Raw genomic sequence first — 15,317 nt, forward strand, 5'->3', positions numbered from 1 at the left:
CGGACCGTGCTGCGCGGCGACGTACGGGCCCGCGCGGCGGTCCGCGGCGACGGCGCCGGGCTGGCGCTGACCGGCTCCGGAGGCGACGGCGTCCGCGCGGTCCTCGACGGTGGCGAGCTGGTCCTGCTGGCACGCGGCTCGCGGGCCGGCGCCTGGGTGCGCACCGCGGCGGCCGCGCTGCCCTCGTCGTTCGACACCGGGAGCTGGCACGAGCTCGAGCTGCGCCGGCGCGGCGGAGCGGTCGTCATCACGGTCTCCGCGGCCGGGCAGGGCGACCCCGTGGCGACGGTGCGCGCGACTACGGGTGCCGCGACCCCGGCGCGCCTGTCGCTCGTGTCGGCCGGCGGCGCCGGCTTCGACGACGTCACCGCGGCGCCGCTGTACCTGCCGCGGACCGACGTCGTCCCGGACCCGGTGCCCGGCCCGGCCGACCCCGCGTACGGCGACGAGTTCGACGGCGGCCTCGGCGACGGCTGGACCTGGCTGCGCGAACCGGCCGCCGAGGTCGTCGACGGCCGGCTGCGGTTCACCGTGCAGGACGCCGACCTCACCGGCGCGAGCAATTCCGCGTCGGTGCTGCTGCGCGACGTCCCGGACGACGAGTGGATGGCCGAGACCGCCGTGACCGCCGACTTCGGCCGCCCCGACGGCTACCCGCAGGCCGGCCTGATCGCCTACGCCGGCGACGACCACTACCTGCGGCTGGCGGTGCGCGGCCACGGCGAGCCCGTGCTCACCACGTTCCAGAAGGAGATGCCGTACGGCACGCGGACGGTCGCCAACTCCGCCACGTTCGGCGCGGGCGAGCCCACGACCTGGCTGCGGCTGCACCATCGCCGCGACCCGGACACCGGCGCGCACCTGCTGCGCGCGGCCAGCAGCCCCGACGGCGAGCACTGGACGTGGTCGACCACCCACACCCTGCCCGCCGACGCGGAGCTGCGGCTCGGCCTCGCGGCGCACGGCGGCGAGCCGGTGGAGGCGAGCTTCGACTACCTGCGCGTCTACCGGAGGTGAGCTACGACGCCGAGGCGAGCACGTCGTCGACGACGGCGCGCGCCTCGGCCTGGATGCGGGCGAGGTGGTCCGGACCCTGGAAGCTCTCGGCGTAGATCTTGTACACGTCCTCGGTGCCGGACGGACGCGCCGCGAACCAGCCGGACTCCGTCACCACCTTCAGCCCGCCGATCGGCGCGTCGTTGCCCGGCGCCCTGGTCAGCTTCGCGGTGATCGGCTCACCGGCCAGCTCGGTCGCCGTCACCTGGTCCGGCGACAGCGCGCCGAGCGCCTTCTTCTGCTCGCGGGAGGCCGGCGCGTCGACCCGGGCGTACACGGGGTCGCCGAACGACGACGTCAGCCGGCGGTAGTGCTCGCTCGGCGTCGACCCCGTCACGGCGATGATCTCCGCGGCCAGCAGGCAGGCGATGATGCCGTCCTTGTCGGTGGTCCAGACCCGGCCGTCGCGGCGCAGGAACGACGCGCCCGCGGACTCCTCGCCGCCGAAGCCGACCGACGAGTCGACCAGGCCGGGCACGAACCACTTGAACCCGACCGGCACCTCCAGCAGCGGCCGGCCCAGCGACGCCGCCACGCGGTCGATCATCGACGAGCTGACCAGCGTCTTGCCGACGGCGGCGGCGCCGGGCCAGTCGGCGCGGTGGCGGTAGAGGTAGTCGATGGCGACGGCGAGGTAGTGGTTGGGGTTGAGCAGCCCGCCGTCGGGCGTGACGATGCCGTGCCGATCGGCGTCGGCGTCGTTGCCCGTCGCGACGGCGAACTCCGCGCCGTCGGCGAGCCGCGAGATCAGCGACGCCATGGCGTACGGCGACGAGCAGTCCATGCGGATCCTGCCGTCCCAGTCCAGCGTCATGAACCGCCACGTCGGGTCGACCAGCGGGTTGACGACCGTGAGATCGAGGCCGTGCCGCTCGGCGATGGCCGCCCAGTAGTCGACCGACGCGCCGCCGAGCGGGTCGGCGCCGATGCGTACCCCGGCGTCGCGAATGGCGCCGACGTCGACGACCGACGGCAGGTCGTCGACGTACGCGCCGAGGAAGTCGTAGGTGGCGGTGGTGTCGGCCGCCCGCGCCGAGGCGAGGTGCATGCGCCGCACGCCGTGCAGCCCGTGCTCGAGGTACTGGTTGGCGGCGTCCTGGATGGCGCCGGTGATCTCCGAGCCGGCCGGACCGCCGTCCGGCGGGTTGTACTTGAAGCCGCCGTCCCAGGGCGGGTTGTGCGATGGGGTGACGACGACGCCGTCGGCCCGGCGCGCCCCCGGCACGGAGTTGTAGGTGAGGATCGCGTGCGACACCGCCGGCGTGGGGGTGTAGCGGTCGGCGGCGTCGACCAGCAGCGTCACGTCGTTGGCGGCGAACACCTCGACCGCCGTCGCCCACGCCGGCTCGGACAGCGCGTGGGTGTCCTTGCCGAGGAAGAGCGGCCCGTCGATGCCGTTGGCGGCCCGGTAGTCGCAGATCGCCTGCGATGTGGCGGCGATGTGGTCGTCGTTGAACGCCGCGGCCAGCGACGAGCCGCGATGGCCGGACGTGCCGAACGCGACCCGCTGGCCGGGATCGGCGGGGTCGGGGTGGGTGGTGTAGTACGCCCGCACCAGCTGGGCGATGTCGACGAGGTCCTCGGGGGTGGCGGGCTGACCCGCTCGCGGGTGGTTCGTCACCGTGTCATCCTCTCGCGGCTCGGGTACGTCCTCCATACCCGGCACAGCCTTAGGATGCTCCGATGAACGACAGCACACCCGGCCGACATAGGGTGCAGGTGTCCCTCCCGTGAACCAGGGCACCCTCCTCAACCTGGGCCTCGTCCTCGTCTTCATCCTCATCGGCGGCGTGTTCGCGGCCACCGAGCTGGCGCTGGTCTCGCTGCGCGAGAGCCAGCTGGCCCAGCTGGCCCAGCAGGGCCGCCGCGGCGAGCGGGTCTCCGAGCTGGCCCGCAACCCCAACCGGTTCCTCTCCGCCGTGCAGATCGGCGTCACCGTCGCCGGCTTCTTCTCCGCCGCCTACGGCGCCTCCACGCTGGCCCCCGACCTCGCGCCCGTCCTCGAGGACTGGGGACTGCCCGGCGGCGCCGCCGACACCGTCGCGTTCATCGTGCTCACGCTGTTCATCGCCTACCTGTCGCTGGTGCTGGGTGAGCTGGTCCCCAAGCGCATCGCCCTGCAGCGCGCCGCCGGCGTCTCGCTGGCGGTGGCCCCGCCGCTGGACCGCTTCGCCACGCTCATGCGTCCGGTCATCTGGTTCCTGTCCAGGTCGACCGACGTCGTCGTGCGGATGCTCGGCGGCGACCCCTCGGCGCAGCGCGAGGAGATCAGCGACGAGGAGCTGCGCGAGCTGGTCTCCGGCCACGAGGGCCTCGGCGAGGAGGAGCGGCGCATCGTCGGCGACGTGCTCGACGTCGGCGACCGCCAGGTCCGCGAGGTCATGCGGCCGCGCACCGAGGTCGACTTCCTCGAGGCCGACCTGCCCGTGTTCAAGGCGGTCAAGCTGGCCTCGACGATGCCGCACTCGCGCTACCCCGTCGTCGGCACGTCGACGGACGACGTCGTGGGCTTCGTGCACGTGCGCGACCTGTTCGACCCGGAGATGTCCGGCCGCAGCATCCGGGTCGGCGAGCTGGTCCGCGACGTGCTCGTGCTGCCCGGCACCAAGCGGGTGCTGCCGGCGATGACGGAGATGCGCCGGCAGGGCTCGCACCTGGCCGTCGTCGTCGACGAGTACGGCGGCACCGCCGGCATCGTCACGCTCGAGGACCTCGTCGAGGAGCTGGTCGGCGAGATCCGCGACGAGTACGACACCGACGAGCTGCCCGTGTCGGCCGCGGCCGGCGGCGTGGTCGACGTCGACGGCATGCTCAACATCGGCGACTTCGCCGAGCGCACCGGCGTCGAGCTGCCCGACGGGCCCTACGAGACCGTGGCCGGCTTCGTGGTCGCCCGGCTCGGCCGGCTGCCGTCGCCGGGCGACGTCGTCGACTACGACGGCGTGCGCATCGAGGTGGTCGCGCTGGACGGACGGCGCGCGTCGCGGCTGCGCGTCCACCCGCGGCCCGAGCCGCCGCCCGTCGAGACCGTCCCGCCTGTCGCCGGCTGAGCCGTCACCAGTCGTGCACGGTGCCGTCGGCGAGGCGGTTGTACGGCAGGTAGGCCTGCTCGTAGGGGTACTTCCCGGCCTCGTCGACGTCGAGGGTGACGCCGAGGCCGGGCGCGTCCCCGGGGTGCAGGAAGCCGTCCTTCCAGGTGAACGTCTGCTGGAACACCTGGTCGGTCTTCGCGCCGTGCTTCATGTACTCCTGGATGCCGAAGTTGTGGATCGCCAGGCCCAGGTGCAGAGCGGCGGCCATGCCGACGGGTGAGATGTCGGTGGGCCCGTGCATGCCGGACTTGATCTGGTACTGCGCGGCGAAGTCGAGGATCTTGCGCAGGTGGGTGATGCCGCCGGTGTGCGTGACGGCGCTGCGGACGTAGTCGATGAGCTGCTCGGTGACCAGCGTCTGGTAGTCCCAGACGGTGTTGAAGATCTCGCCGATGGCCAGCGGCGTCGTCGTGTGCTGGCGGACCAGCCGCAGGCCCTGCTGGTTCTCGGCGGGCGTGCAGTCCTCCAGCCAGAACAGGTCGTACGGCTCCAGGCTCTTGCCCAGCTTCGCCGCCTGGATCGGCGTCATGCGGTGGTGGCCGTCGTGCAGCAGCGGCAGCTCCGGCCCGAACTCGTTGCGCACGGCGTCGAACACCGTCGGCAGGTGCCGCAGGTACGACCGGGTGTCCCAGTCCTCCTCCTGCGGGTACGCGCCGCGGCTGGCCGGCTCGTAGTCGTACCGGCCGCCGCCGGGCGCGTCCGCCGCGCCGGTCGCGATGTCGGCGCGCGGGGCCGAGGCGACGCCGTAGATCGTCTTCAGGCCCGGCACACCGCTCTGGACGCGGATCGCCCGGTAGCCCTGCTCGAGGTGGTCGCGGATGCTGTCGAACAGCTCCGGCAGGTCGCGGCCGGACGCGTGGCCGTAGGCGAGCAGCCCGGTCCGCGAGGCGCCGCCGAGCAGCTGGTAGAGCGGCATTCCGGCGGCCTTGGCCTTGATGTCCCACAACGCGACGTCGACCGCCGCGATGGCGGCCATCGTGACGGGGCCGCGTCGCCAGTACGCGCTGCGGTACAGGAACTGCCAGGTGTCCTCGATGCGGTGCGGGTCGCGGCCGATCAGCAGTGGCACGACGTGGTCGCGCAGGTAGGACACGACGGTCAGCTCGCGGCCGTTCAGGGTCGCGTCGCCGAGCCCGGTCAGGCCGTCGTCGGTGGTCAGCTTGAGGGTCACGAAGTTGCGATCCGGGCTCGTGACGACGACCTCGGCGGTCTGGATGGCGGTCATGCGGCGGGATCCCCTCGTCCGGCGGTGAGTGCCGGCGACTCATGCTAGGCACCGGCGCCGCACCCGGCGCGCATGGGGTGCCCGCGGCGCGAAGGGGTGCACCGGCGTGTCCCGCGGCGCGGTGACTGACAGAATGACCGTATGACCAACAGTCGCCGCCCACGTGTGCTCTCCGGGATGCAGCCGACCAACGCGTCGCTGCACCTGGGCAACTACCTCGGGGCGCTGCGGCAATGGGTGGCCCTGCAGGACGACCACGACGCCTTCTACTGCGTCGTCGACCTCCACGCCATCACCGCCGGACACGACCCCGCCCAGCTGCGCGAGCGCACCCGCGTCACCGCGGCCCAGTACCTCGCCGGCGGTGTCGACCCGGAGCGCAGCACCCTGTTCGTGCAGAGCCACGTGCCCGAACACGCCCAGCTGGCCTGGGTGCTCAGCTGCATCACCGGTTTCGGCGAGGCCAGCCGGATGACCCAGTTCAAGGACAAGTCCGCCCGCGCGGGTGCCGACAGCACCACCGTCGGGCTGTTCACCTACCCGATCCTGCAGGCCGCCGACATCCTGCTCTACAACGCCGACCAAGTGCCGGTGGGCGAGGACCAGCGCCAGCACATCGAGCTCACCCGCGACCTCGGCGGCCGGTTCAACTCCCGGTTCGGCGACACGTTCGTGCTGCCCAAGGCGTACATCCCCGAGGCGACGGCGAAGATCTACGACCTGCAGGACCCCACGGCCAAGATGAGCAAGAGCGTCGCCGGGTCGGGCCTCATCGAGCTGCTCGACTCGCCCAAGACCATCGAGAAGCGCATCAAGAGCGCCGTCACAGACACCGGGCGCGAGGTCGTGGCCGATGCGCAGAACAAGCCCGGCGTCACCAATCTGATCACTATCCTGTCTGCGTTCAGCGGTCGCTCGGTCGCCCAGATCGAGCAGGACTTCGCCGGACGGGGGTACGGCGACCTGAAGAAGGAGGTGGCGGCGGCGGTGCTCGACGTCGTCGTTCCGTTCCAGCAGCGGGTTCAGGAGCTGCTCGGCGACCCCGCCGAGCTGGACGCCGTCCTGGCCCGGGGTGCCCAGAAGGCTCGCGAGGTGGCCGCGCCGACGCTCGCCACGGTGTACGAGCGCGTCGGGTTCCTCGCCGCGCGGTGACCCGGTGACAGACCAACCCCGGCCCGCCGGCCAGACGATCGGCCTGGCCGTCCCGATCCCCGAGCCCTACGGCAGCGAGCTGCAGGACTGGCGCCGCTCGTTCGGCGACCCGCTGGCCGACGCCATCCCGGCGCACATCACGCTGCTGCCGCCCACGGTCATCACCGACGCCGAGCGCGCCGGCGTGTACGAGCACCTCGACAAGGTAGCCGCGCGGTTCGCGCCGTTCCGCGTGCACCTGCGCGGCACGGCGACGTTCCTGCCGGTGTCGCCGGTGGTGTTCGTGGCGCTGGCGCAGGGCATCTCGGCCTGCGAGCGGCTGTCCGACGCCATCCGCACGGGGCCGCTCGAGGTCGAGCTGTCCTTCCCGTACCACCCGCACGTCACCGTCGCCCACCACGTCTCCGAGGAGGCGATGGACAACGCCTTCGACACTCTGGCCGGCTACGACGCCGGCTTCGACGTGTCGGCGTTCAGTCTCTACGAGCACGGCGACGACGGCTACTGGCGGCGCGAGCGCGACTTCGTCCTGACGGGAGAGGCAGCGCGCGTGTGATCTCCCGGCTCCGCGCGGTCTGGGACCGGCTGCAGCTGACCCTCCCGCTGCGGGCCTGGAAGCGTTACGGCGACCTGCGGGGCAACCGACTGGCCGGCGCGTCCAGTTTCTACGGGTTCGTGTCGCTGTTCCCGTTGCTGGTGCTGGCCGCGGCGATCGTCAGCGCCATCGCCGGCGAGTCCGGCGTCGACACGGTGCAGGACATCGTCGAGGAGAACCTGCCCGGCCTGGACGTGGACGTGTCGCAGTTCCACCAGAACGCGGGGGCGGTCGGTGTGATCGGCGCCGCGACCCTGCTGTTCACCGGCCTGGGCTGGGTCGACTCCATCCGCGCCGCCGTCCGGTCCATGTGGGGCATGGACGACCAGCCGGGCAACATCGTGGTCCGCAAGCTCCTCGACATCGCGGTGCTCGCCGGCCTGGGCGTGCTGATCCTGGTGTCGTCCGGCGCGAGCGTCGTGGTCATCTCGTTCGCCGGCGAGGTGCTCGACTGGCTCGGGCTGGGCGACGGCGGCTGGATGATCCGGGTGATCAGCGGCCTGGTGTCGGTGGGCGCCAGCACCGCGTTGTTCGCCTACATGCTGTCCGGGCTGCCGCGCATCGTGGTGCCGGTCCGCATCCTCGCGGTCGTGTCGGTGCTGAGCGCCGTCGTCTTCGAGGTGCTCAAGCAGTTCTTGGTGCAGTACGTCGTCGGCACGGCGACGCAGAACTCCTATGCGGCCTTCGCCACGCCGCTGGCCATGCTGGCGTGGATCTACCTGGTGACGCGGCTGCTCATGGTGGCCGCGGCGCTGACGGCCGAGACCGCCATCGACGAGCTCGAGGCCCGGGAGCGCGCCGAGGCGGCCGCGGCGCTGCAGTCGCGGACCCGCGGCGACGGGCCGGGCGGGGTCATGGCTCCGGAGGAGGTGCTGTCGCCCGGCCAGATCCGCGCGACGGGGGTCGCCGCCGGAGCCGTCCTCGGCGCGGCCGGCCTGGCGCTGGCGCTGCTGGCGGTCCGCGCCGCACGTACCGTCGGCTCGGCCGTCCGCAGCTCGGCCGCCCGCAGCTCGGCCGACTGACGGCGCGCGCCTTCGCGGGTGCGCCGGCGCGCGATGGCCGTCGAACCAGGCGTCTGGCCGGTTCACCGGAATGCCATGGGTGGTGGAGCGGGTCCATGCCTGCTCGACGGAGCATTTCCGGTTCGGATGCTCCGTGGGTCGGGGTCGCGTCTCGGTTCGGCGTTGGTGTCGCTCGGCGTCCACGTGGTGAGATTTGGCGGCGATTCGCGGGCCATCACCAGGCGTTCTCCCGCATCACGAGGCATGCAGGCCTGGTACAGCACGAGAACGCCTCGTGATGTAGGCGATCGTCGATGATCATCGCTGTCCACAGGCAGCAACGCCCCACCGATCACGGCACACGCCCCCAGCAGGGGGACGGTCAACGCGGCAAACCCCGCGAACGGCGCCCACTGGACGAACGAGAAGCTCGACTGTCTCCAGGCGCCGGCGTCAGCGCGACGAGTAGCGGCCGGAGGACTTGGGGCGGCGCCGGCGAAGGGCGAAGCCGAGCCCGCCGGCGAGCGCGGCGGCGCCGAGGCTGAGCCAGACCACCGGGGGCACGTCGGCGGAGCTGCCGCCCGGGCTGGAGAGGGCGTCGCCGTAGTCCTCGAGCGGGTTGCGGCCGAGGATGTCGCCCTCGTCGGAGGCGTCGGTGACCATCGCCTCGACCTCGTCGGGCGCCACGAGACGGCCGACCGGCTCGGTGCCGGGCGCGGCGAACGCCCAGTCGAAGAGTGCGGCGGCGGCGTCCTCGGCGCGGCCCTCGGCGCCGAGGATGGTCGCGATGAGCAGCCGGCCGTCGCGCTCGACGGCGCCGACGAAGGTGTGCCCGGCGAGCGTGGTGAACCCGGTCTTCAGGCCGATGGCGCCCTCGTAGGAGCCGAGCAGCCGGTTCTGGTTCTGGATCTGGAACGTCGCGCCGTCGGTGCCCGGGAAGTCGTAGACAGGCGTGGCGGCCAGCCGGGCGATGGTCTCGTCGTCGAGGGCCTCGCGGCCGATCAGTGCGAGGTCGTACGCCGACGACAGCTGGCCGGGGGAGTCCAGGCCGTGCGGCGTGACCGCCTTGGTGTCGAACGCGCCGAGCCGGCGGGCCTCGTCGTTCATCCTGTCGACGGTGACGTCCTGGCCGCCGGCCGCCTCGGCGATGGCGTGCGCGGCGTCGTTGCCGGAGGCGAGGATCAGGCCGTGCAGCAGCTGGTCGACCGTGTAGGTCTGCGTGGCGACGATGCCGACGCGGCTGCCCTCGACCGAGGCGTCCTCCTCGGTGGCGACGTAGGTCTCGTCGGGGTCCAGCGCGGCGTCGGTGGCCAGCGCCGTGAGCAGCTTGATCGTGCTGGCCGGTGGACGGCGTTCGTGCGGGCTGTACGCGGCCAGCACGTCGCCGGTCCCGGCGTCGGCGACGAGCCAGGCCCGCGCGTCGATGACGGGCAGCGGCGGCGCCGACGGCGACACCAGCGGCACTCCGGTGGCCGCCAGCTCCGAACCGCCGACGATCTCGTCGACGGGGGAGTCGGCCGGCGGCTCCAGGACGGTGGGCGACGGCGTGGCCACCACGGTGCCCGGCGCCTCGGTGCTCGGCGGTTCGGTGCCGGCCGGCGTCTCGGCGTGGGCCTGCACCAACGCGCCGGACCCCAGCACGAGGAGCGCCGCCACCGGCACGATCCAGGCGCGGTGGCTGCGGCGCGAGCGCAGTGCGGAGCCCATGGTCGAGGTCAGACTAACCAAGTCTCTGGGGCGGGCGGTCAGCTCGGTGCGTCGTCGAACGGGAGCACGAGGGTCCGGAGGAGGTCGGCGAGCCGCTTCTGCTCCTCGGTGCCCAGCCCGGCCAGCAGCCGGCGCTCGTTCGCCAGCAGGCCCTCGAGGGCGGCGTCGACGGACTTCTTGCCGAACTCGGTGAGCCGGACCCGGACGGCGCGGCGGTCGTCCTCGTCGCGGCGCCGGCTGACCAGTCCGCGGGCGGTGAGCTTGTCGACACGCGCCGTCATGGTGCCGCTGGTGACCAGTGTCTGGCCGAGCAGGACGCCGGGCGAGAGCTCGTACGGCTCGCCGGCGCGGCGCAGCGCGGCGAGGACGTCGAACTCCCACGGCTCCAGCCCGTGCTCGGCGAACGCGGCCCGTCGCTCGCGGTCGAGATGCCGTGCCAGCCGGCTGACGCGCGACAGGACCTCCATGGGGCCGACGTCGAGGTCGGGCCGCTCGTGCCGCCACGCCTCGATCAGCCGGTCGACCTCGTCCTGCGCCATGGTCAGACTCTACGGCCCCTTATGTCGCTGCCCAAGCTTCTTGACGTCGAGAGAGCGGTCTGATTCATTTATCTCGACACCAAGATACTGACGAGGGTGGGCGCGATGTGGGATCCGGACCGCTATCTGACCTTCGCCGATCAGCGCGCGCGGCCGTTCGCCGACCTGCTGGCGCAGGTGCCGGCCGCGGACGTCGCCGAGGTCGCCGACCTCGGGTGCGGGCCGGGCACGCTCACCGTCGGGCTCGCGCAGCGCTGGCCCGGCGCGCACGTCGTCGGGGTCGACTCGTCGGCGGAGATGATCGCCGCGACCCCCGCCTCGCCGCCCGACGGCGTCGAGTTCGTCCACGCCGACCTGCGCGACTGGACGCCCGAGCGCCCGCTCGACGTCCTGGTCAGCAACGCGACGCTGCAGTGGGTGCCCGGCCATCTTGACCTGCTGCCCCGGCTGGCCGGGTTCGTCGCCGACGGCGGCTGGCTGGCGTTCCAGCTGCCCGGCAACTTCGCCGAACCGGCGCACGCCCAGCTGCGCGACCTCGCCGCCGGCGAGCGCTGGCCGGCGCTGCACGACCTCACCTGGCCGTCGTCGCACGACCCGGCGACGTACCTCGACGCGCTGCTCGACCTCGGGTTCGCGGCTGACGTCTGGGAGACGACGTACGTCCAGCTGCTCCAGGGCGACGACGCCGTGCTGGAGTGGATGAGCGGGACGGCGCTGCGCCCGGTCTTCGCCGCCCTGGACGACGCCGGCCGGGCCGCGTTCGTGGCCGAGTACCGCGACCGGCTGCGCGCGGCATACCCGCCCGGCCGGCACGGGACGGTGCTGCCGTACCGGCGCATCTTCGCCGTCGGCCGCAAGGGCGCCGCGGGGTAGGGCTGTCCCCAGCGCCGGACGGGTGGTGGCGGGATGTCGCCCGGAGGGTCACAGCTTCGAGGATCGGAGCATGACCACTCAGGCAGACATCCCCGCTGCTCCACGGCCCGGCAGCGACTACGCGCGGCTCTCCCGGAAGATCGCCGACGCCGGGCTGCTGGACCGCCGGCCCGGCTACTACGCCGTCCGCATCGGCCTCGTCGTCGCGGCCTACGCCGCGGCGTGGAGCGTCTTCGCCGCGGTCGGCGACTCCTGGTGGACGCTGGCGATGGCGGCCGTCTTGGCCGTCGTGTTCGCTCAGGTGGCGCTGGTGGCGCACGACCTCGCACACCGGCAGGTGTTCCGGCGGCGGCGCCCGAGCGAGATCGCCGGGCGGCTGGCCGGCAACCTCGGCATCGGCATGAGCTACGGCTGGTGGCAGGACAAGCACACCCGCCACCACGCCAACCCCAACCACGAGGAGCTCGACCCCGACGTCGCGCCGGACATCCTCGTCTGGTCCGAGCGGCAGGCGAGCAAGGCCGGCGGGCTCACCCGGATCATCGCCGCGCGGCAGGCGTTCCTGTTCTTCCCGCTGCTGACGCTGGAGGGGTTCAACCTGCACGTCGCCGGCGTCCGCGCCACGCTCGACCCCGGCCTGAAGCGGCGGCACCTGGAGCTCGGCCTGCTGCTCGCCCACTTCGCCGGCTACCTGGCGGTGGTGTTCTCGGTGCTGTCGCCGGGCAAGGCGATCGCGTTCATCGTGCTGCACCAGGCGCTGTTCGGCATTCACCTCGGCTGCACGTTCGCGCCGAACCACAAGGGCATGCCGACCCTGACCGCGGAGGACGAGCTGGACTACCTGCGCAAGCAGGTGCTGACCTCGCGCAACGTCAGCGGCGGCGCACTGATGGACGTCGCGCTCGGCGGCCTCAACCACCAGATCGAGCACCATCTGTTCCCGAACATGCCGACGCCGAACCTGCGGAAGGCCAAGCCGATCGTGCGCCGGCACTGTGCCGAGCTCGGCATACCGTACGCGGAGACCACGCTCGTCGAGTCGTACCGCATCGCGCTGCGGCACATGCACGACGTCGGCGAGCCGCTGCGAAGCCACGCACAGTGACGCTCACCGGGCGAAACGGCACCGCATCGGCACGAGTTCCGTCAAATCGCCACGGAGAGTGACCGCGAAACGGTACCTTCTCTCCTCGTGGGGGGACACAAACGAGCGCCCAGCGGCGCCGCCCTGGCGCTGCGCCACGTCCGTCACTACGCACTGCGGTTCGCGGCGCTCGCCGCGCTCACCGTCCCGGTCGTCGCCGTCGTGGCCGACCAGGGCGAGCCTGCGGCCGCCGGGCGCGACCGGGCGCCGGATACCTCGGAGGGGCAGGATCCGGAGGTCCGCGACTCGGGCGAGTCCACGGGCACGCCGACGCCACCGGCACCACGCTCGGCGTCGGCCACCCCGGCACCCCAGCCGACGGCGGGCCGGTCGGATGTGGGCGGCCCGCCGCAGGGCTCCCCGTCCAGGCCGACGGCCGACGCCGGGACCGGTGCGCCGCGGCCCGACGGCGTCGACGAGGACGATTCGGCGGGCGCGCCGCCGGACACCACCCCGCCGGACGCCCCGTCCGACCGGCCGGACCACACCGCGCCGCCGGACTCGCCGACGGACGGCGAGACCCACGGGCCGCAGCCGTCGCCGTCGTCGACCCCGCTGCCCACCCACCGGCCGGAACCGACCGATGAGCCCTCACCGACGCAGCAGCCTCCGGAGCCGTCGCAGCCGCCCGAGCCGCCGAAACCGTCGCCGACGAGTGAGCCGCCGGAGACGCCGAAGCCCTCGCTGCCGCCGGAGGAGCCGGGGGAGGAGCCGGGCGAGGACGACGGCGGCTCGCTGGTGTGCCTCGAGGTGCTGGGGATCGAGATCTGCCTGTAGGCCGGGCGGCCGTCAGTCGCCGGTGAGCCGGGGCTTGTGCTCCAGTCCGGACAGCCCGTTCCAGGCGAGGTTGACCAGGTGCGCCGCGACGTCGGCCTTCTTCGGCGAGCGCACCTCCAGCCACCACTGGCCGGTCAGTGCGACCATGCCGACCAGCATCTGGGCGTACATGGGCGCGTGCTTCGTCGCGAAGCCGCGGGCCTTGAACTGCGCGGCCAGGATGTGCTCGACCTGGCTGGCGGCGTCGGAGATGAGGCTGGCGAACCCGCCGGTCGAGTGCGCGACCGGCGAGTCGCGGACCAGGATGCGGAAGCCGTCGGTGGACGTCTCGATGTAGTCGAGCAGCGCCAGCGCGGCCCGCTCGAGGATGACCCGCGGGTGACCGGCCGAGCCGAGCGCCGTCGTGATGCGGTCGAGCAGCAGCTCCATCTCGCGGTCGACGACGACGGCGTACAGGCCCTCCTTGCCGCCGAAGTGCTCGTAGACCACCGGCTTGGAGACGCCGGCCCGCGCCGAGATCTCCTCGATGGACGTGCCGTCGTAGCCGCGCTCCGCGAACAGCGCGCGGCCGACGTCGAGCAGCTGCTCGCGACGCTGCTTGCCGGTCATCCGGACTCTGCTGGGCGTGGCGCGCGGCCTGGTCGCGACGTCGTCGGTCACGCGCCCCATCATGCTCCCGTGGTGCGACAGAGTCTCACGCGCGCGCCGGTCAGTCCGCGATCAGGTTGGCTTCGCCGCCGTAGTCGTCGACGCGCTTGGACTGGATGCGTTCCGGGCTCGGCCAGCGCACGTCCCAGACCCAGCCGGCCTTCTCCATCGCCCAGATGATGCGCGCGCTGGAGTCGATCTGGCCGCGGAGCACGCCGTGCCGGGCGCAGGTCGGGTCGGCGTGGTGCAGGTTGTGCCAGGACTCGCCCATCGAGAGGAACGCCAGCCACCACACGTTGCCGGACTTGTCGCGGCTCTCGAACGGCCGCTCGCCGATGGCGTGGCAGATCGAGTTGATCGACCAGGTGACGTGGTGCAGCAGGCCGATCCGGACCAGCGTCGCCCAGAAGAACGCCGTCAGGGCGCCGTGCCAGGACCACGTCGCCAGCCCGCCGATGAGCGGCGGCAGCGCGATCGACAGCCCGACCCACAGCGGGAACAGCTTGCTGATGCGGCGGATGTCGTCGTCCTTGATCAGGTCGGGCGCGAACTTGCGCTGGTCGGTCTGCTCGACGTCGAACAGCCAGCCCATGTGCGCGAACCACATGCCCTTGATCAGCGCCGGGATCGTCTCGCCGTAGCGCCAAGGGGAGTGCGGGTCGCCCTCCTTGTCGGCGAACTTGTGGTGCCGGCGGTGGTCGGCCACCCAGCGGATGACCGGGCCCTCGACGGCCATGCTGCCGGCGATGGCCAGCGTGTTCTTCACCGCGCGGTTCGCCTTGAAGGACCTGTGCGTGAAGTGCCGGTGGAACCCGACGGTGACCCCGTGCCCGGTGAACGCGTAGAAGACCACGGCGAGCACGACGTCGAGCCAGCTCAGGTAGCCGCCCATCCACGCGACGGGTATCGCGGCAACGAGTGCGACGAACGGCACGGCGATGAAGACACCGATCGTGATGCGTTCGCCGAGCGTCTGAGTATCGCCTGACAGCGTGCCGCGAGGGAGGTCGCTCTGCGCCGTTGGCGACTGCGGACTGCGTGTCGTGTCCGTGGAAGCCATGGAGTCTCCGTCTGTAAGGGGAACCTTCCTTACGGCACCGTAACCTACGATGCCGTAGGTCGTATAGTCCGGATCTCCCGATCCGTACCCGCTTCGTCCCTGGTGATGTATCCGGGGTGAGGAGAAGGATGGCCGGCATGGCGGAGCTGAAGACCTCCCGCAACGACGACAGCGTCGAGGCGTTCCTCGCCGCCGTCCCCGACGCCGGCCGCCGCGCCGACGCCGTCGCCGTCTGCTCGCTGATGCGGTCGGTGAGCGGGGCCGAGCCCGCCATGTGGGGCGTCGGCATCGTCGGCTTCGGCTCGCGGCGGCTGCGCTACGACAGCGGCCGGGAGCTGGACTGGTTCGACATCGGCTTCTCGCCGCGCAAGCAGGCGCTGACGCTGTACCTGCCGGGCGAGCTCGAAGAGGTCTTTCGCCGGGCCGTGGGCGCGCCAACGCCTTGATC

The 15,317-nt window shown here is 72.5% G+C and carries 15 protein-coding genes; 9 read left to right on the plus strand and 6 right to left on the minus strand.

Features of this window, described 5'->3' with window-relative positions:
- Positions 1 to 1,017, plus strand: a 1,017-nt coding sequence (locus DY240_RS32095) for a beta-xylosidase family glycoside hydrolase (RefSeq protein WP_199701686.1), incomplete at its 5' end; no start/stop codon positions are given.
- Position 1,018: 1 nt separating this feature from the next.
- On the opposite strand, the gene pgm is transcribed toward DY240_RS32095, so the two are convergent.
- Entirely contained in the window at positions 1,019 to 2,677 is a 1,659-nt protein-coding gene (gene pgm / locus DY240_RS17665; protein ID WP_233552780.1) for a phosphoglucomutase (alpha-D-glucose-1,6-bisphosphate-dependent), read from the minus strand.
- A 109-nt stretch (positions 2,678 to 2,786) separates the two neighbouring features.
- On the opposite strand from pgm, the gene DY240_RS17670 reads away from it, so the two are divergent.
- A complete protein-coding gene (locus DY240_RS17670; RefSeq protein WP_119661163.1) occupies positions 2,787 to 4,106 on the plus strand; it encodes a hemolysin family protein in 1,320 nt (439 codons plus the stop codon).
- A gap of 4 nt (positions 4,107 to 4,110) precedes the next feature.
- Here DY240_RS17670 and manD read toward each other — a convergent pair whose 3' ends face one another.
- Positions 4,111 to 5,373: a D-mannonate dehydratase ManD gene (gene manD, locus DY240_RS17675; RefSeq protein ID WP_119661164.1), complete on the minus strand. Its 1,263-nt coding sequence runs from the start codon at positions 5,371 to 5,373 to the stop codon at positions 4,111 to 4,113.
- 141 nt (positions 5,374 to 5,514) lie between these two features.
- Between manD and trpS the strand changes: the two genes are divergently transcribed.
- The 3 genes from trpS to DY240_RS17690 are packed head-to-tail and all read left to right on the plus strand — an operon-like array spanning position 5,515 to position 8,142.
- Positions 5,515 to 6,525 carry a tryptophan--tRNA ligase gene (gene trpS, locus DY240_RS17680; RefSeq protein ID WP_119661165.1) on the plus strand — a complete coding sequence of 337 codons (1,011 nt, stop codon included), beginning with the start codon at positions 5,515 to 5,517 and terminating at the stop codon, positions 6,523 to 6,525.
- Positions 6,526 to 6,529: 4 nt separating this feature from the next.
- A complete protein-coding gene (locus tag DY240_RS17685) occupies positions 6,530 to 7,081 on the plus strand; it encodes a 2'-5' RNA ligase family protein (RefSeq protein ID WP_119661166.1) in 552 nt (183 codons plus the stop codon).
- Positions 7,078 to 8,142 carry a YihY/virulence factor BrkB family protein gene (locus tag DY240_RS17690; protein ID WP_158602893.1) on the plus strand — a complete coding sequence of 355 codons (1,065 nt, stop codon included), beginning with the start codon at positions 7,078 to 7,080 and terminating at the stop codon, positions 8,140 to 8,142. Before DY240_RS17685 ends, DY240_RS17690 begins: the two co-directional genes overlap by 4 nt.
- A gap of 432 nt (positions 8,143 to 8,574) precedes the next feature.
- Here DY240_RS17690 and DY240_RS17695 read toward each other — a convergent pair whose 3' ends face one another.
- Together DY240_RS17695 and DY240_RS17700 are read right to left on the minus strand one after the other, a co-directional pair.
- Positions 8,575 to 9,828, minus strand: coding sequence for a D-alanyl-D-alanine carboxypeptidase family protein (locus DY240_RS17695; protein WP_119661168.1), 1,254 nt, complete (start codon positions 9,826 to 9,828; stop codon positions 8,575 to 8,577).
- Positions 9,829 to 9,866: 38 nt separating this feature from the next.
- A complete protein-coding gene (locus DY240_RS17700) occupies positions 9,867 to 10,367 on the minus strand; it encodes a MarR family winged helix-turn-helix transcriptional regulator (protein WP_119661169.1) in 501 nt (166 codons plus the stop codon).
- Positions 10,368 to 10,472: 105 nt separating this feature from the next.
- On the opposite strand from DY240_RS17700, the gene DY240_RS17705 reads away from it, so the two are divergent.
- The 3 genes from DY240_RS17705 (at position 10,473) to DY240_RS17715 (ending at position 13,161) form a co-directional block, all read left to right on the plus strand.
- Positions 10,473 to 11,240: a trans-aconitate 2-methyltransferase gene (locus tag DY240_RS17705; RefSeq protein WP_119661170.1), complete on the plus strand. Its 768-nt coding sequence runs from the start codon at positions 10,473 to 10,475 to the stop codon at positions 11,238 to 11,240.
- A gap of 70 nt (positions 11,241 to 11,310) precedes the next feature.
- Positions 11,311 to 12,345: a fatty acid desaturase family protein gene (locus tag DY240_RS17710; protein ID WP_119661171.1), complete on the plus strand. Its 1,035-nt coding sequence runs from the start codon at positions 11,311 to 11,313 to the stop codon at positions 12,343 to 12,345.
- An 87-nt stretch (positions 12,346 to 12,432) separates the two neighbouring features.
- Entirely contained in the window at positions 12,433 to 13,161 is a 729-nt protein-coding gene (locus DY240_RS17715) for a hypothetical protein (RefSeq protein WP_119661172.1), read from the plus strand.
- Positions 13,162 to 13,173: 12 nt separating this feature from the next.
- Here the strand turns inward: DY240_RS17715 and DY240_RS17720 are convergent, their stop codons facing one another.
- Together DY240_RS17720 and DY240_RS17725 are read right to left on the minus strand one after the other, a co-directional pair.
- Complete coding sequence (locus DY240_RS17720) at positions 13,174 to 13,770, minus strand: TetR/AcrR family transcriptional regulator (RefSeq protein ID WP_407659338.1); 597 nt, start codon at positions 13,768 to 13,770, stop codon at positions 13,174 to 13,176.
- A 100-nt stretch (positions 13,771 to 13,870) separates the two neighbouring features.
- Complete coding sequence (locus DY240_RS17725; protein WP_119661174.1) at positions 13,871 to 14,869, minus strand: acyl-CoA desaturase; 999 nt, start codon at positions 14,867 to 14,869, stop codon at positions 13,871 to 13,873.
- Positions 14,870 to 15,006: 137 nt separating this feature from the next.
- On the opposite strand from DY240_RS17725, the gene DY240_RS17730 reads away from it, so the two are divergent.
- Positions 15,007 to 15,315, plus strand: coding sequence for a hypothetical protein (locus tag DY240_RS17730; RefSeq protein WP_147375379.1), 309 nt, complete (start codon positions 15,007 to 15,009; stop codon positions 15,313 to 15,315).
- The last annotated feature ends 2 nt before the right edge of the window (positions 15,316 to 15,317 follow it).

The sequence above is a fragment of the Jiangella rhizosphaerae genome (assembly GCF_003579925.1).
GTDB classification, from domain to species: domain Bacteria; phylum Actinomycetota; class Actinomycetes; order Jiangellales; family Jiangellaceae; genus Jiangella; species Jiangella rhizosphaerae.